This window comes from Klebsiella sp. 141153, from assembly GCF_032601995.1.
Classification (GTDB): Bacteria; Pseudomonadota; Gammaproteobacteria; order Enterobacterales; family Enterobacteriaceae; genus Klebsiella; species Klebsiella aerogenes.
Window position 1 is genome coordinate 130,092 of record NZ_JAQIRJ010000009.1, and the last position, 26,999, is coordinate 157,090.

22 protein-coding genes, 2 tRNA genes and 2 other RNA genes are annotated in these 26,999 nt (G+C 52.5%); 16 read left to right on the forward strand and 10 right to left on the reverse strand.

Translation table 11 applies throughout. The annotated features are described in order from the left end of the window. Positions 1-124 precede the first annotated feature (124 nt). Genes PGS10_RS17815 through narI form a run of 4 tightly spaced genes read left to right on the forward strand, consistent with a single transcriptional unit; the run spans position 125 to position 6,784 of the window. Entirely contained in the window at positions 125-3,868 is a 3,744-nt protein-coding gene (locus tag PGS10_RS17815; protein ID WP_047078768.1) for a nitrate reductase subunit alpha, read from the forward strand. Beyond that, on the forward strand, positions 3,865-5,400 hold the full coding sequence (narH, locus tag PGS10_RS17820) for a nitrate reductase subunit beta (RefSeq protein WP_045393813.1): 1,536 nt from the start codon (positions 3,865-3,867) through the stop codon (positions 5,398-5,400). The genes PGS10_RS17815 and narH overlap by 4 nt, the downstream gene beginning before the upstream one ends. Then, positions 5,397-6,107, forward strand: a complete 711-nt coding sequence (narJ, locus tag PGS10_RS17825; protein WP_045393815.1) for a nitrate reductase molybdenum cofactor assembly chaperone — start codon at positions 5,397-5,399, stop codon at positions 6,105-6,107. The genes narH and narJ overlap by 4 nt, the downstream gene beginning before the upstream one ends. After that, positions 6,107-6,784: a respiratory nitrate reductase subunit gamma gene (gene narI / locus PGS10_RS17830; protein ID WP_015367083.1), complete on the forward strand. Its 678-nt coding sequence runs from the start codon at positions 6,107-6,109 to the stop codon at positions 6,782-6,784. Before narJ ends, narI begins: the two co-directional genes overlap by 1 nt. Here the strand turns inward: narI and PGS10_RS17835 are convergent. Beyond that, positions 6,781-7,677: a DMT family transporter gene (locus PGS10_RS17835; protein ID WP_047078769.1), complete on the reverse strand. Its 897-nt coding sequence runs from the start codon at positions 7,675-7,677 to the stop codon at positions 6,781-6,783. The two genes, narI and PGS10_RS17835, sit on opposite strands and share 4 nt — an antisense overlap. Positions 7,678-7,783: 106 nt before the next feature. Here PGS10_RS17835 and PGS10_RS17840 point away from each other — a divergent pair, with 106 nt between their 5' ends. Then, a complete protein-coding gene (locus tag PGS10_RS17840) occupies positions 7,784-8,227 on the forward strand; it encodes an Lrp/AsnC family transcriptional regulator (protein ID WP_045393819.1) in 444 nt (147 codons plus the stop codon). A gap of 181 nt (positions 8,228-8,408) precedes the next feature. Here PGS10_RS17840 and PGS10_RS17845 read toward each other — a convergent pair. The 6 genes from PGS10_RS17845 to PGS10_RS17870 all read right to left on the reverse strand — a co-directional run bounded on the left by PGS10_RS17845 (position 8,409) and on the right by PGS10_RS17870 (position 10,474). Then, positions 8,409-8,541, reverse strand: a non-coding RNA gene (locus tag PGS10_RS17845) — RtT sRNA. Between the two features lie 43 nt (positions 8,542-8,584). Beyond that, positions 8,585-8,669, reverse strand: a tRNA-Tyr gene (locus PGS10_RS17850). 39 nt (positions 8,670-8,708) lie between these two features. After that, positions 8,709-8,841: non-coding RNA, RtT sRNA (locus PGS10_RS17855), on the reverse strand. 43 nt (positions 8,842-8,884) lie between these two features. Then, positions 8,885-8,969: transfer RNA gene (locus tag PGS10_RS17860), tRNA-Tyr, on the reverse strand. 159 nt (positions 8,970-9,128) lie between these two features. Continuing rightward, entirely contained in the window at positions 9,129-9,971 is an 843-nt protein-coding gene (gene purU / locus PGS10_RS17865) for a formyltetrahydrofolate deformylase (RefSeq protein WP_045397565.1), read from the reverse strand. A gap of 44 nt (positions 9,972-10,015) precedes the next feature. Then, complete coding sequence (locus tag PGS10_RS17870; protein WP_045397568.1) at positions 10,016-10,474, reverse strand: YchJ family protein; 459 nt, start codon at positions 10,472-10,474, stop codon at positions 10,016-10,018. A 110-nt stretch (positions 10,475-10,584) separates the two neighbouring features. Here PGS10_RS17870 and rssA point away from each other — a divergent pair, with 110 nt between their 5' ends. The 3 genes from rssA to galU all read left to right on the forward strand — a co-directional run bounded on the left by rssA (position 10,585) and on the right by galU (position 13,688). Then, positions 10,585-11,484, forward strand: coding sequence for a patatin-like phospholipase RssA (rssA, locus tag PGS10_RS17875; protein WP_045397562.1), 900 nt, complete (start codon positions 10,585-10,587; stop codon positions 11,482-11,484). Between the two features lie 89 nt (positions 11,485-11,573). Next, positions 11,574-12,587: a two-component system response regulator RssB gene (gene rssB / locus PGS10_RS17880; RefSeq protein ID WP_045397559.1), complete on the forward strand. Its 1,014-nt coding sequence runs from the start codon at positions 11,574-11,576 to the stop codon at positions 12,585-12,587. A gap of 198 nt (positions 12,588-12,785) precedes the next feature. Next, positions 12,786-13,688 carry a UTP--glucose-1-phosphate uridylyltransferase GalU gene (galU, locus tag PGS10_RS17885; protein ID WP_045397556.1) on the forward strand — a complete coding sequence of 301 codons (903 nt, stop codon included), beginning with the start codon at positions 12,786-12,788 and terminating at the stop codon, positions 13,686-13,688. A 125-nt stretch (positions 13,689-13,813) separates the two neighbouring features. On the opposite strand, the gene hns is transcribed toward galU, so the two are convergent. Beyond that, positions 13,814-14,221, reverse strand: a complete 408-nt coding sequence (hns, locus tag PGS10_RS17890) for a histone-like nucleoid-structuring protein H-NS (protein WP_004103116.1) — start codon at positions 14,219-14,221, stop codon at positions 13,814-13,816. A 546-nt stretch (positions 14,222-14,767) separates the two neighbouring features. On the opposite strand from hns, the gene tdk reads away from it, so the two are divergent. After that, positions 14,768-15,388, forward strand: coding sequence for a thymidine kinase (gene tdk / locus PGS10_RS17895; protein WP_045397553.1), 621 nt, complete (start codon positions 14,768-14,770; stop codon positions 15,386-15,388). A 184-nt stretch (positions 15,389-15,572) separates the two neighbouring features. On the opposite strand, the gene adhE is transcribed toward tdk, so the two are convergent. Further along, positions 15,573-18,251: a bifunctional acetaldehyde-CoA/alcohol dehydrogenase gene (adhE, locus tag PGS10_RS17900; protein WP_045397551.1), complete on the reverse strand. Its 2,679-nt coding sequence runs from the start codon at positions 18,249-18,251 to the stop codon at positions 15,573-15,575. Positions 18,252-18,729: 478 nt separating this feature from the next. Here adhE and PGS10_RS17905 point away from each other — a divergent pair, with 478 nt between their 5' ends. The 7 genes from PGS10_RS17905 (at position 18,730) to PGS10_RS17935 (ending at position 26,599) form a co-directional block, all read left to right on the forward strand. After that, entirely contained in the window at positions 18,730-19,377 is a 648-nt protein-coding gene (locus PGS10_RS17905) for a YchE family NAAT transporter (RefSeq protein ID WP_045397549.1), read from the forward strand. A gap of 753 nt (positions 19,378-20,130) precedes the next feature. Further along, a complete protein-coding gene (gene oppA, locus PGS10_RS17910) occupies positions 20,131-21,762 on the forward strand; it encodes an oligopeptide ABC transporter substrate-binding protein OppA (RefSeq protein WP_045397547.1) in 1,632 nt (543 codons plus the stop codon). 84 nt (positions 21,763-21,846) lie between these two features. Then, a complete protein-coding gene (gene oppB / locus PGS10_RS17915) occupies positions 21,847-22,767 on the forward strand; it encodes an oligopeptide ABC transporter permease OppB (protein ID WP_015367069.1) in 921 nt (306 codons plus the stop codon). Positions 22,768-22,781: 14 nt separating this feature from the next. Continuing rightward, complete coding sequence (gene oppC / locus PGS10_RS17920; protein WP_015367068.1) at positions 22,782-23,690, forward strand: oligopeptide ABC transporter permease OppC; 909 nt, start codon at positions 22,782-22,784, stop codon at positions 23,688-23,690. Positions 23,691-23,701: 11 nt separating this feature from the next. Beyond that, positions 23,702-24,715 carry an ABC transporter ATP-binding protein gene (locus PGS10_RS17925; RefSeq protein WP_047046733.1) on the forward strand — a complete coding sequence of 338 codons (1,014 nt, stop codon included), beginning with the start codon at positions 23,702-23,704 and terminating at the stop codon, positions 24,713-24,715. Beyond that, positions 24,712-25,716 (forward strand): murein tripeptide/oligopeptide ABC transporter ATP-binding protein OppF, encoded by a 1,005-nt coding sequence (gene oppF / locus PGS10_RS17930; protein ID WP_015367066.1) that lies wholly within the window; start codon positions 24,712-24,714, stop codon positions 25,714-25,716. Before PGS10_RS17925 ends, oppF begins: the two co-directional genes overlap by 4 nt. A gap of 16 nt (positions 25,717-25,732) precedes the next feature. Further along, positions 25,733-26,599, forward strand: coding sequence for an ion transporter (locus PGS10_RS17935; RefSeq protein ID WP_045368707.1), 867 nt, complete (start codon positions 25,733-25,735; stop codon positions 26,597-26,599). A gap of 68 nt (positions 26,600-26,667) precedes the next feature. On the opposite strand, the gene PGS10_RS17940 is transcribed toward PGS10_RS17935, so the two are convergent. Then, positions 26,668-26,997 carry an HI1450 family dsDNA-mimic protein gene (locus tag PGS10_RS17940; RefSeq protein ID WP_015367064.1) on the reverse strand — a complete coding sequence of 110 codons (330 nt, stop codon included), beginning with the start codon at positions 26,995-26,997 and terminating at the stop codon, positions 26,668-26,670. Positions 26,998-26,999 lie beyond the last annotated feature (2 nt).

Sequence of the window (26,999 nt, forward strand, 5' to 3'; positions counted from 1 at the left end):
TTTATAAGGTATTTCGCATTGATCGTCATCAATTCTCCTCCTTCGGCATGGCGCTATTTTCGCTGCAAATCCAGCAATGTCGATTTATCAGAGAGCCGTCAGGCTCCATATCAGGAGAAACCCGATGAGTAAATTTCTGGACCGGTTTCGCTACTTCAAACAGAAGGGTGAAACCTTTGCCGATGGGCACGGCCAGCTTCTTAAAACCAACCGGGATTGGGAGGATGGATACCGCCAGCGTTGGCAGCATGACAAAATCGTGCGTTCCACTCACGGTGTGAACTGCACCGGCTCATGCAGCTGGAAAATTTATGTCAAAAATGGTCTGGTCACCTGGGAAACCCAGCAGACCGATTACCCGCGCACCCGCCCCGATCTGCCGAACCATGAGCCACGCGGCTGTCCGCGCGGCGCCAGCTACTCCTGGTATCTGTACAGCGCTAACCGCCTGAAATATCCGCTGATGCGTAAACGTCTGATGAAAATGTGGCGTGAAGCGAAAGTTCAGCATAGCGATCCGGTTGAGGCATGGGCTTCAATTATTGAAGATGCCGATAAAGCGAAAAGCTTTAAACAGGCCCGCGGCCGCGGCGGTTTTGTTCGTTCTTCATGGAAAGAAGTGAACGAACTGATTGCCGCCTCAAACGTTTACACCGTCAAAACTTATGGTCCAGACCGCGTGGCAGGCTTCTCGCCAATCCCGGCGATGTCGATGGTTTCCTACGCGTCCGGCGCCCGTTACCTGTCGCTGATTGGCGGTACCTGCCTGAGCTTCTACGACTGGTACTGTGACCTGCCGCCGGCCTCGCCGATGACCTGGGGCGAACAGACCGACGTGCCGGAATCTGCCGACTGGTATAACTCCAGCTATATCATCGCCTGGGGCTCCAACGTCCCGCAGACCCGTACCCCGGACGCGCACTTCTTTACCGAAGTTCGCTATAAAGGGACCAAAACCGTGGCAATTACTCCGGACTATGCCGAAATCGCCAAGCTCTGCGATCTGTGGCTGGCGCCGAAGCAGGGTACCGATGCCGCGATGGCGCTGGCGATGGGCCACGTCATGCTGCGTGAGTTCCACCTCGATAAACCGAGCCAGTACTTCACCGATTACGTACGTCGCTACACCGACATGCCGATGCTGGTTATGCTCGAAGAGCGCGATGGCTACTATGCCGCTGGCCGTATGTTGCGCGCTGCCGACCTGGTTGACTCCCTGGGCCAGGAGCAGAATCCGGAATGGAAAACCGTCGCCTTTGACGAGAAGGGCGAAATGACCGTACCTAACGGTTCTCTGGGCTTCCGCTGGGGCGACAAAGGCAAGTGGAACCTCGAGCAGCGCGATGGTAAAACCGGCGAAGAGATTGAACTGCGTCTGAGCCTGCTTGGCAGCCACGACGATATCGCCAACGTCGGCTTCCCATACTTTGGCGGTGAAGGTTCCGAGCATTTCAACAAAGTCGACCTCGAAAACATTCTGTTGCACAAACTGCCGGTGAAACGCCTGCAGATGGCCGACGGCTCCACCGCGCTGGTGACCACCGTTTATGACCTGACCATGGCTAACTATGGCCTGGAACGTGGGCTGAACGATGAAAACTGCGCGACCAGCTACGATAACGTCAAAGCGTACACTCCGGCCTGGGCTGAAAAAATTACCGGCGTATCCCGCGCGCACATCATCCGTACCGCCCGCGAATTTGCCGATAACGCCGATAAGACCCACGGCCGTTCGATGATTATCGTCGGCGCGGGCCTGAACCACTGGTTCCATCTGGACATGAACTACCGCGGACTGATCAACATGCTGATCTTCTGCGGCTGCGTTGGCCAGAGCGGCGGCGGTTGGGCGCACTACGTTGGTCAGGAAAAACTGCGTCCGCAGACTGGCTGGCAGCCGCTGGCGTTCGCCCTTGACTGGCAGCGTCCGGCACGCCACATGAACAGTACATCGTACTTCTATAACCACTCCAGCCAGTGGCGCTATGAAACGGTCACCGCGCAGGAACTGCTGTCGCCGATGGCGGATAAATCCCGCTACAGCGGACATCTGATCGACTTCAACGTGCGCGCTGAGCGTATGGGCTGGCTGCCGTCGGCGCCACAGCTGGGCGTGAACCCGCTGCGTATTGCTGACGAAGCGAAGAAAGCCGGCATGACGCCGGTCGATTACACCGTGAAATCGCTGAAAGAGGGGGCTATTCGCTTTGCGGCCGAACAGCCGGAGAACGGTAAAAACCATCCGCGTAACCTGTTTATCTGGCGTTCCAACCTGCTGGGTTCCTCCGGTAAAGGTCATGAATACATGCTCAAGTACCTGCTGGGTACCGAGAATGGCATTCAGGGCAAAGACCTTGGCAAGCAGGGCGGCGTGAAGCCGGAAGAAGTCGAGTGGCGGGATAACGGCCTCGACGGCAAACTGGATCTGGTCGTCACGCTCGACTTCCGTCTGTCGAGCACCTGTCTCTATTCCGACATCGTACTGCCGACCGCAACCTGGTACGAAAAAGACGACATGAATACTTCGGATATGCATCCGTTTATTCACCCGCTGTCGGCCGCCGTTGACCCGGCCTGGGAATCGAAGAGCGACTGGGATATCTATAAAGGTATCGCTAAGAAATTCTCTGAAGTGTGCGTGGGTCACCTCGGAAAAGAAACTGACGTAGTGACGCTGCCGATTCAGCACGATTCCGCCGCGGAAATGGCGCAGCCGTTTGACGTTAAAGACTGGAAAAAAGGCGAATGTGACCTGATTCCAGGGAAAACCGCGCCGCATATTATTCCGGTCGAGCGCGATTATCCGGCGACCTACGAGCGCTTCACCTCTATCGGCCCGCTGCTGGAAACCATCGGCAACGGCGGTAAAGGGATCGCCTGGAATACCCAGAGCGAGATGGATCTGCTGCGTAAGCTCAACTACACCAAGGCGGAAGGCCCGGCGAAAGGCCAGCCGAAGCTGGAGACCGCTATCGACGCCGCTGAAATGATCCTCACTCTGGCGCCGGAAACCAACGGTCAGGTGGCCGTGAAGGCGTGGAAAGCGCTGAGCGAATTTACCGGCCGCGAGCATGCGCACCTGGCGCTGAATAAAGAAGACGAGAAGATCCGCTTCCGCGATATTCAGGCGCAGCCGCGTAAGATCATCTCCAGCCCGACCTGGTCTGGCCTGGAAGACGAACATGTCTCCTATAACGCTGGCTATACCAACGTTCACGAGCTCATCCCTTGGCGTACGCTGTCCGGCCGTCAGTCGCTGTATCAGGATCACCAGTGGATGCGCGACTTTGGCGAAAGCCTGCTGGTCTATCGTCCGCCGATCGACACCCGTTCGGTGAAAGCGGTGATGGGCGAGAAGTCCAACGGCAATCCAGAGAAGGCCCTTAACTTCCTGACGCCGCACCAGAAGTGGGGGATTCACTCCACTTACAGCGATAACCTGCTGATGCTGACCCTGTCGCGCGGCGGGCCGATCGTCTGGATGAGCGAAGCGGATGCGAAAGATCTCGGTATCGAAGATAACGACTGGATCGAAGTATTTAACGCCAACGGAGCCCTGACGGCGCGTGCGGTAGTGAGCCAGCGCGTACCGGCCGGAATGACCATGATGTATCACGCGCAGGAACGTATCGTGAACCTGCCAGGCTCTGAAGTTACCGGTCAGCGCGGCGGGATCCACAACTCGGTCACCCGTATTACGCCAAAACCGACCCATATGATCGGCGGCTACGGCCACCTGGCATACGGCTTTAACTACTATGGCACCGTCGGTTCCAACCGCGATGAGTTTGTTGTGGTACGTAAGATGAAGAACATTAACTGGTTAGACGGCGAAGGTAATGACCAGGTACAGGAGAGCGTAAAATGAAAATTCGTTCACAAGTCGGCATGGTGCTGAATCTCGATAAATGCATCGGCTGCCACACCTGCTCCGTAACCTGCAAAAATGTCTGGACCAGTCGTGAAGGGATGGAGTACGCCTGGTTCAACAACGTAGAAAGTAAGCCAGGCGTCGGTTTCCCCAACGACTGGGAAAACCAGGAAAAATGGAAAGGCGGCTGGATCCGCAAAATCAACGGTAAGCTGCAGCCGCGCATGGGCAACCGCGCGATGCTGCTGGGTAAAATCTTCGCCAACCCGCATCTGCCGGGGATCGATGATTACTACGAGCCGTTTGATTATGACTACCAGAATCTGCATAACGCGCCGGAAAGTAAACATCAGCCGATCGCCCGTCCGCGCTCGCTGATTACCGGCCAGCGGATGGACAAAATTACCAGCGGCCCGAACTGGGAAGAGATCCTCGGCGGCGAGTTTGAAAAACGCGCCAAAGACCAGAACTTCGAAAACATGCAGAAGGCGATGTACGGCCAGTTCGAAAACACCTTCATGATGTATCTGCCGCGCTTGTGCGAGCACTGCCTGAACCCGGCGTGCGTCGCGACCTGCCCGAGCGGCGCCATCTATAAGCGTGAAGAGGACGGTATCGTCCTGATCGACCAGGATAAGTGCCGCGGCTGGCGGATGTGTATCACCGGCTGCCCGTACAAGAAGATCTACTTCAACTGGAAGAGCGGGAAATCCGAGAAATGCATCTTCTGCTACCCGCGTATTGAATCCGGGATGCCGACGGTGTGTTCCGAAACCTGTGTGGGCCGTATCCGCTACCTTGGCGTACTGCTGTATGACGCGGACGCAATTGAAAACGCCGCCAGCACCGAGAACGAGAAAGATCTGTATCAGCGCCAGCTGGACGTCTTCCTCGATCCAAACGATCCAAAAGTGATTGAGCAGGCGCTAAAAGATGGCGTACCGCAGGGCGTAATTGAAGCCGCGCAGCAGTCTCCGGTATACAAAATGGCGATGGACTGGAAGCTGGCGCTGCCGCTGCACCCGGAATATCGTACCCTGCCAATGGTCTGGTACGTGCCGCCTCTGTCGCCGATTCAGTCCGCCGCCGATGCGGGTGAACTGGGTAGTAACGGGATCCTGCCTGACGTAGAAAGCCTGCGAATTCCGGTCCAGTATCTGGCGAATCTGCTAACCGCGGGCGATACCCAGCCGGTACTGCTGGCGCTGAAACGTATGCTGGCGATGCGCCACTTCAAACGAGCGGAAACCGTCGACGGCGTCGTCGATACCCGCGCGCTGGAAGAGGTGGGGCTGAGCGAAGCGCAGGCGCAGGAAATGTATCGCTATCTGGCCATCGCCAACTACGAAGATCGTTTCGTGGTACCGAGCAGCCATCGCGAACAGGCCCGCGATGCCTTCCCGGAGAAGAGCGGTTGCGGCTTTACCTTCGGCGATGGTTGTCACGGTTCTGACAGCGAATTCAACCTGTTCAACAGCCGTCGCATCGACGCCATTGACGTTACCAGCAAAACGGAGCCGCACTCATGATTGAACTCGTGATTGTGTCGCGTCTGCTCGAATACCCTGACGCTGCCTTGTGGCAGCATCAGCAGGAGATGTTCGAGGCTCTCGCGTCATCGGAAAAACTCGCCAAAGAAGATGCCCATGCGCTGGGCGTTTTCCTGCGCGATTTGGTGGCTCAGGATCCGCTGGACGCCCAGTCGGCGTACAGCGAGCTGTTCGACCGCGGCCGCGCCACCTCGCTGCTGCTATTTGAACATGTTCACGGCGAATCCCGCGATCGCGGGCAGGCGATGGTCGACCTGATGGCGCAGTACGAGCGCCATGGTCTACTGCTTGATAGCCATGAGCTGCCGGATCACCTACCGCTGTATCTGGAGTATCTGGCGCAGTTGCCGGAAGAGGAAGCGCTTGGCGGCCTGCGGGACGTTGCGCCGATCCTCGGCCTGCTCAGCGCGCGTCTGCAACAGCGCGAAAGCCGCTATGCGGTGCTGTTCGAGCTACTGTTGAAGCTGGCCAATACTCAGGTCGATAGCCAGAAAGTGGCGGAGAAGATCGCCGACGAGGCCCGCGACGATACGCCGCAGGCGCTGGATGCCGTCTGGGAAGAAGAGCAGGTCAAATTCTTTGCCGACCAGGGCTGCGGCGAGTCGGAGATTTCCGCTCACCAGCGTCGTTTTGCCGGAGCCGTGGCCCCGCAATATTTGAATATCTCTAACGGAGGACAGCACTAATGCACTTCCTGAATATGTTCTTCTTTGACATTTATCCGTACATTGCGGGTTCGGTGTTCCTTATTGGCAGCTGGCTGCGCTACGACTACGGTCAGTACACCTGGCGCGCCGCCTCCAGTCAGATGCTGGATCGTAAAGGGATGAACCTGGCGTCAAACCTGTTCCATATCGGGATCCTGGGTATTTTCGCCGGCCATTTCCTCGGCATGCTGACTCCGCACTGGATGTATGAATCCTTCCTGCCGATCGACGTGAAGCAGAAAATGGCGATGTTCGCCGGCGGCGCGTGCGGCGTGATGACGTTGGTGGGCGGTTTACTGCTGCTTAAGCGCCGTCTGCTGAGCCCACGCGTTCGCGCTACCACCACGACAGCGGATATTCTGATCCTCTCGTTACTGATGGTGCAATGCGCGCTGGGACTGCTGACCATTCCATTCTCCGCCCAGCATATGGACGGTAGCGAAATGATGAAACTGGTCGGCTGGGCGCAGTCGGTGGTGACCTTCCACGGCGGCGCTTCGCAGCATCTTGATGGCGTGGCGTTTGTCTTCCGCGTGCACCTGGTGCTGGGGATGACGCTGTTCCTGTTGTTCCCGTTCTCACGTCTGGTTCATATCTGGAGCGCGCCGGTCGAATACCTGACGCGCAAATACCAGATTGTACGCGCACGTCGCTAGTTCATCCGCGACGGCTGACTCACCCCGCCATGGCGGGGTTTTTTTTCGCCCCAACCAAGGTTGTTGCCCGCAGCGGCAAGCAAAATCAGCACCCCTCCTGCCAACTGCAGCGGCGCAAGCGCATGATGGAAAACCAGATAGTCCACCAGAATAGCCACCAGCGGATAGATAAACGACAGCGAACCGGTGACCGGCGTCGGTAGCTTTTGAATCGCACTATATAAAAGCTGGTACATAATCCCGGTATGGACAACGCCGAGGATTAACAAATAGTGCCAGGGAAAATGGCTGTTAAACTCAGGAGCATGAACCAGCGGCAAAAGCATTACCGTACCGACGATAACCTGAATAAAAGCGATATGCTGCGCCGGGAGCGGCTGCAGTTTGCGGGCAATAATGGCGGTCAGGGCATAAAAAAATGCCGCGCCTAATGCCAGGATAATACCGGTGACGAGATTATCGCTGTGGGCGGGAGTCAGCTCGCTCGACAGCAGAATCACCACGCCGCTAAAGGCCAGGAGTAACCATGCCCATTTTACCGCGCTTACCTTTTCACCCAGCATCATGCTCAGTAATACCAGCATAAAAGGCTGGGTATTGTAGACCACGGTGGCCATCCCAATAGAAACGCGTGAGTAGGCGGCAAAAAGCAGCAGCCAGTTAATGACCAGCGCGACGCCGCCAAGGATTGCCAGCGCCAGGGTGAGACGCGTCAGGCGGCTGAAGGGCTGTCGGCTTAACAAAATAAACAGCAATAATGTGACTGCGCCGATAAGACAGCGCCAGAAAACCACGTCGATTACCGGCAACCCTGAGAGCAGCACGAACGCGCCAATCGAGCCGGAAATTATCATCGCCAGACTCATTTGCCAGACTCCACGAGAAAGCTGCATATTTCACCTCCAGAAGTTTTCCATTATTGTCGTGAAAAGCCTGACAGCTTGATATATCTGAATTAAGGTAAAACAGATAAATACCTTTATTAATTAGGTGAAATAAATGGAATACATTATTGATGAAATAGACCGGGCGATTCTGGCCTGCCTGACGCAAGATGCCAGAGTTTCGCTTAAGGTATTGAGTGCGCAGGTGGGATTGACCTCCCCGAGTACCGCCGAGCGGGTAAAACGCCTTGAGGAAAAAGGAGTGATTCAGGGTTATAGCGCACGGGTTAATCTGGCGGCATTGGGATATAGCCTGCAGGCATTAGTACGGGTGAGGCCGCTACCGGGATTGCTGCAAAAAGTGGATAAATATATTCAGGCTATACCGGAGTGTATTGAAAGCGACAAGGTCACCGGAGAGGATTGTTTTGTTATGCGTCTCGTGGTGCGCGATATTGCGCAGCTGGATACGATATTGGATGGTCTGGCAGAATATGCGCAATGCAATACGTCGGTGGTGAAAAGCTCGCCGGTAAAAAGGCGCTTGCCCCCGCTGTGAGTTTTCCCGGAGGCGGTGCTGCGCACCTGTCCGGGCTACCAGACGTCACCACCTGTAGCCTCGCTAAGCGAAGCGCGAGCGAGGGGATAGCAGAACAGGTGGCTGAGAGAGTGTAAGAGTATGTAGCCTCGCTAAGCGAAGCGCGAGCGAGGAGATAGCAGAACCGGTGGCTGAAGGGAGATGGTGGTGGGGGAAGGATTACTCGGCGCTAAAGCGCCTCGCCCTTCGGGCCGTTGCCTGCGGCAACGTGCTCTCGCTGACGCTCGAGTCGAACCTTAGTCGAAGCTTCTCATCCTTCCCCATTGGGCAGAATATAGAATATCGCAGGTAGATTAAGCTGGGTATGACTTGGGGAGATGGTGGTGGGGGAAGGATTCGAACCTTCGAAGTCGATGACGGCAGATTTACAGTCTGCTCCCTTTGGCCGCTCGGGAACCCCACCAGGGGTAAAATCAAATTGTAGGCTATTCAGCAAAATGAATGGTGGTGGGGAAAGGATAACTTGTCGCTATCGCTCCTCGCCCTTCGGGCCGTTGCCTATGGCAACGTTCTCTCGCTGGCGCTCGAGTCGAACCTTAGTCGAAGGTTCTTACCCTTCCCGCTAAGTGCAAACATCGTTTACGCTTGTCGGGGAAACCATATCACTGTAGTGAATAATGGTGGTGGGGGAAGGATTCGAACCTTCGAAGTCGATGACGGCAGATTTACAGTCTGCTCCCTTTGGCCGCTCGGGAACCCCACCACGGGGTAATGCTTTGTACTGGCCTGCTCCCTTCTCGGGAAGCGGGGCGCATCATACCAAATGACGCGCCCCTGTAAAGCATTCCTTTGACAAAATTAAACTGGTTGCCTGATTTTTACGCGTAACGCCGTAAAGCTAACCAATTCATTTCGCTGTCGATTAAAGAATAATCGTCCGGTTACCGTAAACAAAGACGCGCTGCGCCAGCACCTGATAAAGCGCTCGGCTTAAGACGTTTTTTTCAACGTCGCGCCCCGCGCGCATCATATCTTCGGCGGTATAGGTATGATCGACGTGAATCACGTCCTGCATGATGATTGGGCCTTCATCCAGATTATCATTCACGTAGTGGGCGGTGGCGCCGATGATCTTCACCCCGCGCTCATAGGCCTGATGATACGGACGCGCACCGATAAACGCCGGCAGGAACGAGTGGTGAATATTAATGATTTTGTTCGGGAAACGAGCAACAAACGCCGGAGTTAGCACGCGCATGTACTTTGCCAGTACCACGTAGTCCGGATCGTGGGCGGCTATCGCATCGCCCATTCGCTGGTCGTGCTCTTCACGGCTCAGTCCTTCATGGCTCACCAGCTCAAAAGGAATACCGAAACGTTCCACCAGCGTGCGCAGCGTTTCATGGTTGCCGATTACCGCGGCGATGTCGACATCCAGTCCGCCGTAGTTGGCTTTCATCAGTAGATCGCCGAGACAGTGCGCTTCTTTGGTGACCAGAATCACCACCCGGCGACGGCCGGCCGGGTTGAGTTCGCGAATTGAACCTTCCGGCAGCGCGCTATCGAGGTCGGCCAGCAGTGTGGCGTCGTTAAAAATACCTTCGAGCTCGGTACGCATGAAGAAGCGACCGGTACGGTGGTCGACAAACTCATTGTTCTGCACGATGTTTAACTCGTGCTTGTAGCAGATATTCGTGATACGCGCGATGAGGCCTTTCTGATCAGGGCAAATGGTGCGTAGTACTTTACGTTGTAATGAATGCATCGCGGGGGAAATCCTGTTGTGTTTGCAATTGCTGATGCCGGGCCTTACTGGCCGCAGCATTTTTTAAATTTTTTACCTGAACCGCAAGGGCAGGGGTCATTACGACCAATTAATGGCCGGGTGCCGTCAATATAGTACCACTGTCCGTTTTCTTTTAAGAATCTGGAACGTTCAATAATCGCGCCGGGGCGGTTATCTTCAGTAAAACGTGCGATAAAACTGACGAAGCCTTCGTCGGGATTACGTCCGTTATCGGTGGCGAAAACGGTTAAGCCGAGCCATTGCGTATTGGCAAAGCCTTTTTCAATATCGGTGCGAAAACGTGACGCTTCACAGGTCGGATGCCAGGTTTTGATTAAATAATCGACATCTTTCATCACGAATGCGCTATAGCGGGAACGCATCAGCTGTGACGGGCTCGGCGCTAGCTGACCGCCGTCCAGATATCGCTGGCAACATGAGCTATACTCGAGAGCGCTGCCACAGGGGCATAATTGCGACAAAATCGCCTCCATGGAAAAGAATGACGGCGCCTGAGCGCCAACCTGCATTATGTTAACTGAGCGATGGCGCTGATGTCATGCTCGGAGTGGAAGGATATGTATCAGTACTAATGAGAAAGTTGAAGATTGGTTTAGCGCTAGGGGCTGGCGCCGCGCGCGGTTGGTCGCATATCGGCGTGATAAAAGCGCTGCATCGGGCGGGAATTGATGTCGATGTAGTGGCGGGATGTTCTATTGGTGCCTTAGTCGGTGCGGCTTACGCCTGCAATCGTCTCCCTGCGTTGGAAAAGTGGGTTAGCTCCTTTAGCAACTGGGATGTGCTGCGCTTGATGGATCTCTCCTGGCGGCGCGGCGGTTTGTTACGCGGCGAGCGGGTGTTCAATCAATACCGGCAAATTATGCCTGTTGCGCAAATCGAAGAGTGCGAACGTCGTTTTGCCGCCGTGGCGACTAACCTGAGTACCGGGCGTGAATTATGGTTTACGGAAGGTGACCTGCACATGGCGGTCCGCGCTTCTTGTAGTATGCCGGGCCTGATGTCGCCGGTGATGCATAACGGCTACTGGCTGGTAGATGGTGCGGTGGTCAATCCGGTGCCGGTCTCGCTAACGCGAGCCTTGGGGGCGGATATTGTGATTGCCGTTGACCTCCAGCATGACGCCCATCTTATGCAGCAGGACCTATTATCAATCGAATCGCCGCGTCCGGAGCCGATAGAAGAGCTAAGTTGGCATTCCCGCCTGCGATCCCGGTTGGGGAGAATGAGCTCTCGTCGTGCGACAATAACCCCCACGGCGATGGAGATTATGTCCACCTCGATTCAGGTGCTGGAAAACCGCCTGAAACGTAATCGTATGGCAGGCGATCCGCCAGATATCCTGCTACAGCCGTTTTGTCCGCAAATCTCCACTCTCGATTTTCATCGTGCTGGCGAAGCGATGGCCGCAGGACAGCTGGCCGTTGAGAAAAAAATGGATGAATTATTACCCTTGGTGCGCACTTCCGCGTAGCGCACTTGTCCAACACTTAAGTAAATTCTGACAGGCGATAGCGTGAATAGCGTGCCACTATTTAATTATCGTCAGCCAGGGGAGAGAACATGACGCAGCCATTGGCGGGAAAACAGATTCTGATAGTTGAAGACGAACCCGTTTTCCGCTCTCTTCTGGATAGCTGGCTCACTTCACTGGGGGCGACCATCCGCCAGGCGGAAGACGGCATTGAGGCGCTGCAGCAAATCGCGATTTCGAAACCGGATCTGATGATTTGTGATATCTCGATGCCGAGAATGAACGGCCTGGAGCTGGTTGAACAGGTTCGCAACCAGGGTGAACAACTTCCTATTTTGATGATTTCCGCGACCGAAAACATGGCGGACATTGCCAAAGCGCTGCGTCTTGGCGTGCAGGATGTCTTACTGAAGCCGGTAAAAGATTTTAATCGCCTGCGTGAAACGGTGTATGCATGTCTCTACCCGACAATGTTTAGTTCTCGAGTAGAAGAGGAAGAGCGATTATTTGAAGACTGGGATGCGTTAGTTAGCGATCCTCTGGCCGCGTCAAGGTTATTGCAGGAGCTTCAGCCGCCAGTACAGCAGGAGATATCTCATTGTCGCATTCATTACCGTCAGCTTATCTCTGCGGATAAACCGGGGCTGGTGCTGGATATTGCGCCGTTATCAGAAAACGATCTGGCGTTTTATTGCCTGGATGTTACCCGTGCCGGTGATAATGGCGTTCTGGCCGCATTATTATTACGCGCTTTGTTTAATGGTTTGTTGCAAGAACAGCTTGCTCATCAGGGGCAGCGACTGCCGGAAATGGGCGCATTGTTAAAACAAGTTAACCAATTACTCCGCCAGGCCAATTTACCAGGCCAATTCCCATTGTTGGTTGGTTATTATCACAGCGGATTAAAAAATTTGATTCTGGTTTCTGCTGGCCTTAACGGCACGCTGAATACCGGAGAGCATAAAATTCAAATTAGTAACGGCGTTCCGTTAGGAACGTTGGGCAACGCATACCTCAACCAAATTAGCCAGCGCTGCACATCATGGCAGTGTCAAATTTGGGGAGCAGGGGGACGTTTACGCCTGATGTTGTCTGCAGATTGAACAATTCTATCTATTTTTAGTAGGTGGGATTACCGGGCCTACATTTCCGGTGGTACTATCACTGCGTTTTATGCGTAAAAGTCCTAATTCGAGGGTATCCAAACCTTTTCAGACCAGGTTTATCTGATCAGACTGATATACTCGATGCGTTATTTATTGACGATTAAGTTCAAAAAACGAACAGTCCAGGAGATTTCAATGGCTGCCCTTAATTCTAAAGTAAGAAAAGCTGTTATCCCGGTAGCGGGATTAGGCACCAGGATGCTACCCGCCACCAAGGCTATTCCGAAAGAAATGCTGCCACTGGTAGATAAACCATTAATCCAATATGTTGTTAACGAATGTATCGCCGCTGGGATTACTGAAATTGTTCTGGTGACACACTCTTCGAAAAACTCTATTGAAAACCATTTCGATACCAGCTTCGAACTCGAAGCGATGCTGGAAAAACGTGTAAAACGTCAGCTTCTGGAAGAAGTTCAGTCTATTTGTCCGCCGCACGTCACCATCATGCAGGTACGTCAGGGGCTGGCTAAAGGTCTGGGCCACGCGGTGCTGTGCGCGCATCCGGTTGTCGGCGACGAACCGGTTGCGGTTATTCTGCCGGACGTGATTCTGGACGAATATGAATCCGATCTGACCCGCGATAACCTGGCGGAAATGATTGCTCGCTTTGACGAAACGGGCGCCAGCCAGATCATGGTTGAGCCGGTTGATGACGTTACGGCCTATGGTGTTGTTGACTGCAAAGGCGAAAGCCTGCAGCCTGGCGAAAGCGTGCCGATGGTTGGCGTTGTTGAGAAACCGAAGGCAGACGTCGCGCCGTCTAATCTGGCGGTAGTCGGTCGTTATGTGCTGAGCGCCGATATTTGGCCGCTGCTGGCGAAAACCCCTCCGGGAGCTGGCGATGAAATTCAGCTGACTGATGCTATTGATATGCTGATCGAGAAAGAAACCGTTGAAGCCTACCACATGAAAGGCAAAAGCCATGACTGCGGTAATAAGCTCGGTTATATGCAGGCCTTCGTAGAATATGGCGTTCGCCATAAAACTCTGGGCGAAGACTTTAAAGCCTGGCTTGAGCAGGCTGTCGCGAAGTAATATTCGCCAGCAGAACAACCGGATCGTCTGATGATGATCCGGTTTTTTTATGCCTGTTACTTTAAGCGTGTAGCGATAAAAAAAATCCCGCCGAAGCGGGATTTTTATATCAAGCATAAAGCTAATTAGAGCAGGAAATCGTCCAGTGTTTTACCTTGCTCGTCCATTGCTTTCTTGATGACTGCCGGAGTACGACCCTGGCCAGTCCAGGTTTTAGTTTCGCCGTTTTCATCAACGTAGCTGTATTTAGCCGGACGTGCAGCACGTTTAGTTTTGGTGCCAGCTTTAACTGCCGCCATGGTGCTCAGCAGTTCATTCGGATCAATACCGTCAGCGATCAGCATTTCGCGGTACTGTTGCAGTTTACGAGTGCGCTCTTCAATTTCTGCAGCAGCGGCGCTTTCTTCTTCGCGACGTTCGTTAACGACAACTTCTAATTTTTCCAGCATCTCTTCAAGCGTTTCAAGGGTGCATTCTCTTGCCTGCGCACGAAGAGTACGGATGTTGTTCAAAATTTTAAGTGCTTCGCTCATTGTAGTAATCTCAAACTTATATTGTGGGGTGGTTTGTTGAAGTAATAATAGAGCGATAAAATCAGATGTGCAATAGGGGAGAATGTAAGGAATTCAAAATTACTTGTTATTTGTCTGGTTGATTAAATAATTTAAGTTAAATTTTCGCGCGACTTCACATCTTCTCGCTTATAGCTTAAGCATACGCACAGGCGCTAAAACCATGAGTCAGGATGGTTTTCCTGCGTTTCGAGAGTAAATTTATACTTTACGTGGATAAATATCACTCTTCAGTTTTAGCGCATTAGTTACGGTGATGCTTAATATAAATTGGCGGCCAAAACCCATTATAGTTGTCCGGAGAATGGAGGTTTAAGCACAAAACGACAATGATTTGTATCTGCTGGCGCGGCAACGGTCTTGCCTGAAGCTATTCATTCACCGTCCGTTTCATTTTTTGTAAAGCATTATCGTTAAGTCGGCAATACCCCCTGTGAAAGCACGGTCGGCTCGGTAATATATGATACAATTGCGCAGTAAAACACATTGATTGGGGTTACGCAGCCGATGGCACAACTTTATTTTTACTATTCTGCAATGAATGCCGGTAAGTCTACCGCACTGTTGCAGTCTTCGTACAATTACCAGGAACGAGGGATGCGTACCGTCGTTTATACCGCTGAAATTGACGACCGCTTTGGTTCTGGCAAAGTGAGCTCGCGAATCGGGCTGTCTTCTCCGGCGCGGCTGTATAATCCTCAGACGTCGTTATATGCCGATATAGCGTCAGAGCATGCCCGCCAGCCTATTCATTGCGTGCTGGTGGACGAAAGCCAGTTCCTGACCCGTGAACAGGTCCACGAGCTCTCAGAAGTGGTGGATGAGCTCGATATCCCTGTATTGTGCTACGGCTTGCGTACGGACTTTCGCGGTGAGTTATTTAGCGGTAGCCAGTATTTGTTGGCATGGTCGGATAAGCTGGTTGAATTAAAAACTATTTGCTTCTGTGGGCGAAAGGCAAGCATGGTTTTGCGTCTTGACCAGGAGGGGCGACCGTACAATGAGGGCGAGCAGGTGGTGATTGGCGGTAATGAGCGCTACGTTTCCGTATGCCGTAAGCATTATAAAGAGGCGTTGAATATCGGTTCGTTAACCCAGGTGCAAAGTAAGCTGCGCCACTGCGAATAATTCTTTAATTTCATTATCTTCAGGCGCCTGTATGGCGCCTGTTGTCTTTTATGGAATCGGTTCCTGTATTCAGATATTACCCAGTGTATTGCTTCTTGTACTTCTGTATGTGAACACTAATAAAGTACGAATATAAAAAAAGCCCCATCAATAGATGGGGCTTCGTTCATATCAATGCCGTGAATTAAGCGGATTTTTTCGCTTTTTTCTCAGCTTTGACTGGAGCCGCTTCTTTTTTCACAGCCGCTGCTTCGCCTTCGACAAAGTCACGACCGTAGTAGGTGTCCAGCAGAATCTGTTTCAGCTCGGCGATCAGCGGGTAGCGCGGGTTAGCGCCGGTGCACTGGTCATCGAAGGCGTCTTCAGACAGCTTATCAACGTGAGCCAGGAAATCAGCTTCCTGAACACCGGCTTCACGGATAGATTTCGGAATACCCAGCTCCGCTTTGAGGCTTTCCAGCCATGCCAGCAGTTTCTCGATTTTCGCAGCAGTGCGGTCGCCCGGAGCGCTCAGACCCAGGTGGTCTGCGATCTCGGCGTAACGACGGCGTGCCTGCGGACGGTCATACTGACTGAATGCGGTCTGCTTGGTCGGGTTGTCATTCGCGTTATAGCGGATAACGTTGCAGATCAGCAGGGCGTTCGCCAGACCGTGAGGAATGTGGAACTGTGAGCCCAGTTTGTGCGCCATAGAGTGGCACACGCCCAGGAAGGCGTTAGCAAACGCGATACCGGCGATAGTGGCGGCACTGTGCACACGTTCGCGGGCTACCGGGTTCTTAGAACCTTCGTGGTAAGAGGCCGGCAGATACTCTTTCAGCAGTTTCAGCGCCTGCAGAGCCTGACCATCGGAGAACTCGGAAGCCAGTACGGAGACGTAAGCTTCCAGGGCATGAGTCACAGCGTCCAGACCACCGAAGGCGCACAGGGACTTCGGCATATCCATGACCAGGTTGGCATCGACAATCGCCATATCCGGAGTCAGCGCGTAATCGGCCAGCGGATATTTCTGTCCAGTTGCATCGTCGGTTACCACGGCGAACGGAGTCACTTCAGAGCCGGTACCGGAAGTCGTGGTGATGGCAACCATCTTCGCTTTAACGCCCATTTTCGGGAACTTGTAGATACGTTTACGGATATCCATAAAGCGCAGCGCCAGTTCTTCGAAGTGGGTTTCCGGATGCTCATACATAACCCACATGATTTTGGCTGCATCCATCGGGGAACCGCCGCCCAGCGCAATGATTACGTCTGGTTTGAAGGAGTTGGCCAGATCCGCGCCTTTACGCACGATGGTCAGAGTTGGGTCAGCTTCAACTTCAAAGAACACTTCGGTTTCTACGCCAGCCGCTTTCAGTACGGAAGTGATCTGGTCTGCATAACCGTTGTTGAACAGGAAGCGGTCAGTCACAATCAGCGCGCGTTTGTGACCATCAGTAATCACTTCATCCAGTGCGATTGGCAGAGAGCCACGACGGAAGTAGATAGATTTCGGAAGTTTATGCCACAACATGTTTTCAGCTCGCTTAGCAACGGTTTTCTTGTTGATCAGGTGTTTCGGACCAACGTTTTCAGAGATGGAGTTACCACCCCAGGAACCACAACCCAGAGTCAGGGAAGGTGCGAGTTTGAAGTTATACAGGTCGCCGATACCACCCTGAGAAGCCGGGGTGTTGATCAGGATACGCGCGGTTTTCATCATCTGGCCGAAGTAGGCCACGCGAGCCGGCTGGTTGTCCTGGTCGGTGTACAGGCAAGAGGTGTGACCGATACCGCCCATGGCGACCAGTTTTTCTGCTTTATCGACCGCGTCTTCGAAATCTTTCGCCCGGTACATTGCCAGCGTCGGGGACAGTTTTTCGTGAGCGAACGGTTCGCTTTCGTCAACGTCGGTAACTTCGCCGATCAGAATCTTAGTGGTGGCCGGCACGGTGAAGCCTGCCAGTTCAGCGATTTTTGCCGCCGGTTGACCAACGATCGCCGCATTCAGCGCGCCATTTTTCAGGATGATGTCCTGAACGGCTTTCAATTCTTTGCCCTGCAGCAGGTAGCCGCCGTGGCTGGCAAAACGTTCGCGAACGGCATCGTAGACCGAGTCGACAACAACAACAGACTGTTCAGAAGCACAGATAACGCCGTTATCGAAGGTTTTTGACATCAGTACGGACGCTACTGCGCGTTTAATATCGGCAGTTTCATCGATAACAACCGGCGTGTTACCTGCACCAACGCCGATAGCTGGTTTACCAGAACTGTAAGCAGCTTTAACCATACCTGGGCCACCGGTGGCGAGGATCAGGTTGATGTCAGGGTGGTGCATCAGCGCATTAGACAGTTCTACTGAAGGTTGGTCGATCCAACCAATCAGATCTTTCGGCGCACCGGCAGCAATCGCCGCCTGCAATACGATGTCAGCCGCTTTGTTGGTAGCGTCTTTAGCACGCGGGTGCGGGGAGAAGATAATGGCGTTACGCGTCTTCAGGCTGATCAGCGATTTGAAGATAGCCGTTGAGGTCGGGTTGGTAGTCGGAACGATACCGCAAATAATACCGATTGGTTCAGCAATGGTGATGGTACCGAAAGTGTCGTCTTCAGACAGGACGCCACAGGTTTTTTCATCTTTATAGGCGTTGTAGATATATTCGGAGGCGAAGTGGTTTTTGATCACTTTATCTTCAATAATACCCATGCCGGATTCGGCAACGGCCATTTTTGCGAGAGGGATTCGAGCATCTGCAGCGGCCAGAGCGGCGGCACGGAAGATCTTATCAACTTGTTCTTGAGTGAAACTGGCATATTCACGCTGGGCTTTTTTTACGCGCTCTACAAGTGCGTTAAGTTCAGCGACATTAGTAACAGCCATAATGCTCTCCTGATAATGTTAAACTTTTTTAGTAAAACAGTAGCTCGATTCGACATTATAGACAGGCTGTTAACAGCTTGCATGTAAATGTTAACGTAAAGATTTCTAACGCTTTGAACACACTGATTTACTAAAAAAGCTTTGTCTCACTACGCACTCAGGTACTTCGGCCTTTCACTCTCTTGATGTAGCCAAGATTACTCACTTCTGAGTATGAATTACGTGATTTAGATCAATATTTGGCGATGCTGATACCTTTCAGCAGGGCAATAATTGACCAGTTAGATGATGGGGAGTGATAATGTATGCATATTTAATGAATAAAGCCCATCCGCTAAACAAATATATAACAAATAAAAGCAAACAGCCGCGGCTGCATATTTGAGATGAATTGTGGCTATGAAAAGGGTATCTTCTGCCAAATTAATTTGTACTGACACTGTCAACAGCCTTTTTTAATGGTGCTGCGGAGTTCACTGTGACCCTACCGTTGTTTGATTTCGCTGTTTATTTTAAATTTTTTATCGGCCTTTTCGCGCTGGTCAACCCGGTCGGCATCATCCCGGTTTTCATTAGCATGACCAGCTACCAGACGGCGCTGGTGCGGAATAAGACGAATCTGACGGCTAATCTGTCGGTGGCTATCATTCTCCTTACCTCGCTCTTCCTTGGCGATGGCATCTTGCAAATTTTCGGCATCTCTATTGATTCTTTCCGTATTGCGGGTGGGATCCTGGTGGTGACTATCGCCATGTCGATGATTAGCGGCAAACTCGGTGAAGATAAACAAAACAAACAGGAGAAGTCGGAGACGGCTATTCGTGAAAGTATCGGTGTCGTACCGTTAGCGTTACCTTTAATGGCGGGGCCAGGGGCGATAAGCTCCACGATCGTTTGGGGGACTCGCTATCACTCCATTGCCCACCTGATCGGTTTTTCAATCGCCATTGCGCTGTTTGCCGCCTGTTGTTGGGGAATTTTCCGCATGGCGCCATGGTTGGTCAGATTGTTAGGGCAGACCGGGATTAACGTCATTACTCGTATCATGGGTCTGTTGCTGATGGCTTTAGGGATTGAGTTTATCGTCACCGGGATTAAAGCGCTGTTTCCTGGATTGACAGGGTAACTTACTTGGCAGGCGCGGGGCGCGTGGCCTCGCGTTTGAAAGATTATTAGCAAAACTTATTTCTGCAACTGATATAAAAGACAAACTATAACTTTTACTAATAATGATTTAATTTTATATTTATCATATGGTTAGTTGTTTTTATTCTATCTCGCCGTACTGTCTTTCTCCCCCCATCACTGTTATTTTCGTCACATCATTCTCTGGCGCTTGCTGTCGGATCATTGAAATGATATTAGTAATTTCTGCGAGACAGCAGATTAATGTGCTAAAAATTAGACAATTGTTAAATTATTGTGCAAAAAAGCAACTTTGCGCGCAGAGCGGGAACGCAAAATGACAGGGTGTTCCTATCTTGCTGATTAAAAGCAATATTTTTGCTTTTTTAACATGATAAGTCTTACGTTAAGTGCGGCTAAAAAAACAATAAAAGAGAATCCGGTAACATATTTGCAAATTGCATTGGCGGACATGAAACCGTTTTGGTACTTTCCGGCCTGATCGCTAACTAAATAATGTGCACAAATGAGAATTATTATTACATAACTCATTGTGCCGGAATTCCCCTCTGGACAGGGGGATAAAGAATCGACGTCAAGGCTGCCGTTTGAGCGGTCGTAATAAATAAGTCGGTGATAGCAAGCAGTAGAATCTGACAGCGGCAAAGACTCCTGCACTGTACAGAATCCCTTTAAGGGAAAAATAACAGGCTGGTTAAATAACCAGTAATTATAATGAGTGGAGTAACAACACATGACCATCATCACTAAAAAAAGTCTGGTAGCGGCGGGAATTTTATCTGCGCTAATCACCGCAAATGTTGCTATGGCAGCAGATGTTCCTGCCGGGGTGCAACTGGCGGATAAACAAACGCTGGTGCGTAATAACGGGGCAGAGGTGCAATCTCTGGATCCGCATAAAATTGAAGGTGTCCCGGAGTCCAACGTTAACCGCGATCTGTTTGAAGGGTTAGTGATTGGCGATCTTAACGGCCATCCTGTGCCGGGCGTTGCCGAATCGTGGGATAACAAGGATTTTAAAGTCTGGACCTTCCATATCCGCAAGGATGCCAAATGGTCCGACGGTTCACCGGTTACCGCGCAAGATTTCGTTTATAGCTGGCAGCGTCTGGCCGATCCGAAAACGGCATCTCCTTACGCCAGCTATCTCCAGTACGGCCATGTCGCTAACGTCGATGAGATTATCGCTGGCAAAAAACCTGCAACAGACCTTGGCGTCAAAGCGATTGACGACAAAACGTTTGAAGTCACGCTGAGCGAACCGGTTCCTTATTTCTATAAACTCCTCGTCCATCCATCCGTTTCTCCAGTACCAAAAGCCGCCATTGAAAAATATGGTGAGAAATGGACTCAGCCGGCGAATATTGTCACCAACGGCGCTTATAAATTAAAAGACTGGGTGGTCAACGAGCGTATTGTGCTCGAGCGTAATACGAATTACTGGGACAACGCCAAAACCGTTATTAACCAGGTAACTTACCTGCCAATTTCTTCTGAAGTTACCGATGTGAACCGCTACCGCAGCGGCGAAATCGACATGACCTATAACAACATGCCGATTGAACTGTTCCAGAAGCTGAAAAAAGAGATCCCGAAAGAAGTTCACGTCGATCCTTATCTGTGTACTTATTATTACGAAATCAATAACCAGAAAGCGCCATTTACCGACGTACGCGTCCGTACCGCGCTCAAGCTGGCGCTGGATCGCGATATTATCGTCAATAAAGTGAAAAACCAGGGCGATCTGCCGGCTTACAGTTATACCCCGCCATACACCGACGGCATGAAACTCGTTGAACCGGAGTGGTTCAAATGGTCTCAGGACAAGCGTAATGAAGAAGCGAAAAAATTACTGGCGGAAGCCGGCTATACCGCTGATAAGCCGCTGACCTTTAATCTGCTCTACAACACTTCCGATTTACATAAAAAACTGGCTATCGCCGTGGCGTCCATCTGGAAGAAAAACCTTGGCGCTAACGTTAAGCTGGAAAATCAGGAGTGGAAAACCTTCCTCGATAGCCGTCATCAGGGCACCTTCGATGTCGCTCGCGCCGGCTGGTGCGCTGATTACAACGAGCCGACATCGTTCCTGAACACCATGCTCAGCGACAGCTCTAACAACACGGCGCATTATAAGAGCCCGGCATTCGATAAGATCATCGGCGATACCCTGCAGGTCACCGATGAAGCGAAACGCGCCGAGCTGTACGCGCAGTCGGAACAACAGCTGGATAAAGATTCCGCGATTGTGCCTGTTTACTACTATGTGAACGCGCGCCTGGTTAAACCGTGGGTTGGCGGTTATACCGGTAAAGACCCGTTGGATAATATTTACGTGAAGAACCTTTATATTATCAAACATTAATGGCAAGACGTGGGGCAGGCTGAGCTTGCCCCACCGTGTCTGAATTCATCGCACTCGATAGGCACAGGCCAGAAGGTACGGGCAATGTTAAAATTCATATTACGTCGCTGTCTGGAAGCGATTCCGACGCTATTCATTCTTATTACTATCTCTTTCTTCATGATGCGCCTCGCGCCGGGCAGTCCTTTTACCGGTGAACGCACGCTGCCGCCGGAAGTCATGGCGAATATTGAAGCGAAATATCATTTAAACGACCCCATCATGACCCAGTACTTCAATTATCTGAAGCAACTGGCGCACGGTGATTTCGGTCCTTCCTTCAAATATAAAGATTATTCGGTCAACGATCTGGTCGCATCAAGCTTCCCGGTTTCCGCCAAATTGGGCCTTGCAGCCTTCTTGTTAGCCGTGATTCTTGGCGTCAGCGCCGGGGTTATTGCCGCGTTAAAACAGAATACCAAATGGGACTACGCGGTGATGGGGGTGGCAATGACCGGCGTCGTCATACCGAGTTTCGTAGTGGCGCCGCTGCTGGTGATGATTTTCGCCATCACGCTGCACTGGCTGCCTGGCGGTGGCTGGAACGGCGGGGCGCTGAAATTTATGATCCTGCCGATGGTGGCGTTATCGCTGGCCTATATTGCCAGTATCGCCCGTATCACCCGCGGTTCGATGATTGAAGTTTTGCACTCTAACTTCATTCGCACCGCAAGGGCGAAAGGTCTGCCGATGCGCAGAATTATCTTCCGCCACGCGCTGAAGCCTGCGCTGCTGCCGGTGCTTTCCTATATGGGGCCGGCGTTCGTCGGCATTATCACCGGCTCAATGGTTATCGAAACGATTTACGGCCTGCCAGGTATTGGCCAGTTATTCGTCAACGGCGCGCTTAACCGCGACTACTCGCTGGTGCTTAGCCTGACGATTCTCGTCGGCGCGCTGACCATTCTGTTTAACGCGATCGTCGACGTGCTGTACGCCGTTATCGATCCGAAAATTCGCTACTGAAGCCGGAGTTCGCCATGATGTTAAGTAAGAAAAACAGCGAGGCGCTGGAGCACTTCAGTGAGAAGCTGGAGGTTGAGGGCCGTAGCCTGTGGCAGGATGCGCGTCGCCGCTTTATGCATAACCGCGCGGCGGTAGCCAGCCTGATTGTGCTGGTGATTATTGCGCTGTTTGTGACTATCGCTCCAATGTTGTCGCAGTTCTCCTATTTCGATACCGACTGGGGGATGATGTCCAACGCTCCGGATATGGAGTCTGGTCACTATTTTGGTACCGATTCATCCGGTCGCGACCTGCTGGTGCGCGTAGCGATTGGCGGACGTATTTCGCTGATGGTTGGCGTGGCCGCAGCGCTGGTGGCGGTGATCCTCGGCACCCTCTATGGTTCACTTTCCGGTTATCTCGGCGGCAAAGTGGACTCGGTGATGATGCGTTTGCTGGAAATCCTCAACTCCTTCCCGTTCATGTTCTTCGTGATCCTGCTGGTTACCTTCTTTGGTCAGAACATCCTGCTGATCTTTGTGGCGATCGGGATGGTATCTTGGCTGGATATGGCGCGTATCGTACGCGGTCAGACCCTGAGTCTGAAACGTAAAGAGTTCATCGAAGCCGCGCAGGTCGGCGGGGTCTCCACCGCGAATATCGTTATTCGTCATATCGTGCCGAACGTCCTGGGCGTGGTGGTGGTTTACGCTTCACTGCTGGTACCCAGCATGATTCTGTTCGAATCCTTCCTGAGCTTCCTCGGCCTTGGTACCCAGGAGCCGCTGAGCAGTTGGGGCGCGTTACTCAGTGATGGCGCCAACTCAATGGAAGTCTCGCCGTGGCTGTTATTGTTCCCTGCCGGGTTCCTGGTGGTAACGCTGTTCTGTTTCAACTTTATCGGCGATGGCCTGCGTGATGCCCTCGACCCGAAAGACCGCTAAGGAGCGCCGTCATGAGCACAATTGAAATGACTAAAGCGCCGCAGGCCGCGCAGCAAAGCGGTCTGCTGCTGGATGTGAAGGATCTTCGGGTGACGTTTAAAACGCCGGATGGCGATGTCACCGCGGTTAACGATCTGAATTTTAACCTGCGGGCTGGTGAAACCTTAGGTATCGTCGGTGAGTCAGGTTCCGGTAAATCGCAAACGGCATTCGCTTTAATGGGGCTGCTGGCGGCGAATGGCCATATCGGTGGTTCCGCCACTTTTAACGGTCGTGAAATCCTCAATTTGCCGGAGCGCGATCTGAATAAGCTGCGTGCCGAACAGATTTCGATGATTTTCCAGGATCCGATGACGTCGTTGAACCCTTATATGCGGGTCGGCGAGCAGCTGATGGAAGTGCTGATGCTGCATAAAGGGCTGAGCAAAGCCGCGGCTTTTGAAGAGTCGGTACGGATGCTCGATGCGGTGAAGATGCCGGAAGCGCGTAAGCGCATGAAGATGTTCCCGCACGAGTTCTCCGGCGGAATGCGCCAGCGCGTGATGATCGCCATGGCGCTGTTATGTCGGCCAAAACTGCTGATTGCCGATGAACCGACCACCGCGTTGGACGTCACCGTGCAGGCGCAGATCATGACCCTGCTTAACGAGCTGAAGCGCGAGTTTAACACCGCGATTATTATGATTACCCACGACCTCGGCGTGGTGGCGGGGATCTGCGATAAGGTACTGGTGATGTATGCCGGGCGTACCATGGAATACGGTCAGGCGCGCGATGTGTTCTACCAACCGTCGCACCCGTACTCGATCGGTTTGCTCAATGCGGTACCGCGTCTCGATGGCGAAGGCGATTCCTTGCTGACGATTCCCGGCAACCCGCCGAACCTGCTGCGTCTGCCGAAAGGATGTCCGTTCCAGCCGCGCTGTCCGCATGCTATGGAAATCTGTAATAGCGCTCCGCCTCTGGAGTCGTTTGCGCCAGGTCGCCTGCGCGCCTGCTTTAAACCGGTAGGGGATCTGCTATGAACGCCGTGATCGAACAAAGAAAAGTGTTGCTCGAAATTGCTGACCTGAAAGTACATTTTGATATTAAAGATGGTAAGCAATGGTTCTGGCAGCCGTCAAAAACGCTCAAAGCGGTGGATGGCGTTACGCTGCGCCTGTATGAAGGCGAAACGCTCGGGGTGGTTGGTGAATCCGGCTGCGGTAAATCGACCTTCGCCCGCGCCATCATCGGCCTGGTGAAAGCTACCGACGGTAAAGTGGCCTGGCTTGGAAAAGATCTGTTAGGCATGAAGCCGGAAGAGTGGCGCGACGTGCGCAGCGATATCCAGATGATCTTCCAGGATCCTTTAGCATCGCTGAATCCGCGTATGACCATTGGCGAAATCATCGCTGAACCGCTGCGGACCTATCACCCGAAGATGCCACGTCAGGAAGTGCGCGATCGCGTGAAGGCGATGATGATGAAGGTCGGACTGCTGCCGAACCTGATTAACCGCTATCCGCACGAATTCTCCGGCGGCCAGTGTCAGCGCATTGGTATCGCTCGCGCGCTGATCCTTGAGCCTAAGTTGATTATTTGCGATGAGCCGGTATCGGCGCTGGATGTTTCCATTCAGGCGCAGGTGGTGAACTTACTACAACAACTGCAGCGGGAGATGGGGCTGTCGTTGATTTTTATTGCCCATGACCTGGCGGTAGTAAAACATATTTCCGACCGCGTGCTGGTCATGTATTTGGGTCATGCGGTGGAGTTAGGTACCTATGATGAGGTGTACCATAATCCGCTGCATCCTTATACCAAAGCGCTGATGTCGGCCGTACCGGTGCCGGATCCTGATCTTGAGAAGAATAAAACCATCCAACTGCTGGAAGGGGAGTTGCCTTCGCCGATTAATCCGCCTTCGGGTTGCGTGTTCCGCACCCGATGTCCATTGGCCGGGCCCGAATGCGCCAAAACGCGTCCGGTGCTGGAAGGCAGTTTCCGCCATGCGGTTTCCTGCCTGAAGGTAGACCCGTTATAATCACTTGGGCTGACTGATGTCAGCCCTTTTTTATTGTGAGGTTAACGTGGCAGTTTCGCTTTCCGCCGCCCGTTTGCGGCTTTACCATTTACTTTTCGATCAAACTCGTCGCTCCGGCCGCCGTTTTGAAGGGCTTTGCGGTTTATTCGCCCTGTTGAGCGTGGTCATTATTTTTGTTGAGTCCGGACTCGGTTCGCAGTATCACCTGTCGCTAGATGAATGGCATATTTTTGTCTGGCTGGAGTTGGGGGTCACCGCGGTCTTCACCGCGGAATATATTTTACGTGTTATCAGCTGGCCGAATCCGCTGCGCTATATCTTCAGCTTCTGGGGATTTATCGATCTGGCGACCGTTTTGCCGTTGTATGTGATGTGGTTATGGCCGGAAATGAGCCTCGAGTATGTTTTTGCCTGGCGGGCCATGCGGGTTATCCGCGCGCTGCGTATTCTTAAACTGCTGCGCTTTATGCCGTCGCTGAATATTTTTTGGCGGGCTATCGTCAGCGCCCGTCATCAGCTCATTCTGTTCTACTCGTTTATTGCTATTGTGATGGTGATTTTCGGCTCGCTGATGTATTTAATTGAAGGGCCGCAATACGGGTTTACCACCTTAAATGCTTCGGTCTATTGGGCAATCGTCACCATTACTACCGTGGGATACGGCGACATTACGCCGCATACTCCATTAGGGCGGATACTCGCCTCTGTACTTATTCTCATCGGTTATTCTATCATCGCCATTCCAACCGGGCTGATAACGACCCATATGACTACGGCGCTGCAAAACCGACGCGCCCGCCGCGTTTGCCCAAACTGCAATAACGCCGAGCATGATAAAAACGCCCGTTTCTGCCACGCCTGCGGAACAGAATTACCGCAATAACGTATAAAACAAAAAGCCTGCCGATGTTACCGTCGGCAGGCTTTTTTACAGGCGCATTAGCTTAATGCTTATTCACGCCACAGAATGTGGCACAGCTTGTGATCTTTTTCGCGGCACAGCAGAACGCGAGCGAAGATATCGTTGATCTCGCCGCCATCGGTATCGGCCAGGCCAATGACAACTTCGGCGAAGAAATCTGGATTGAGGTCGTAATCGACATGCTCCTGCCAGTCTTCCGCCGGGTCAAACAGCTCGGCGCCGCCGCGCTCTTCAAACTGCAGATTGAAAAGAATGATATCCGCTGGGTCTAGGTTATCTGCCGCCAGCTCAAGAAAGATATCGTAGGCCTGTTCGAGCGTTTCGTCTTCGGTCAGGCGATTGTTTAAATCCATATCCATGA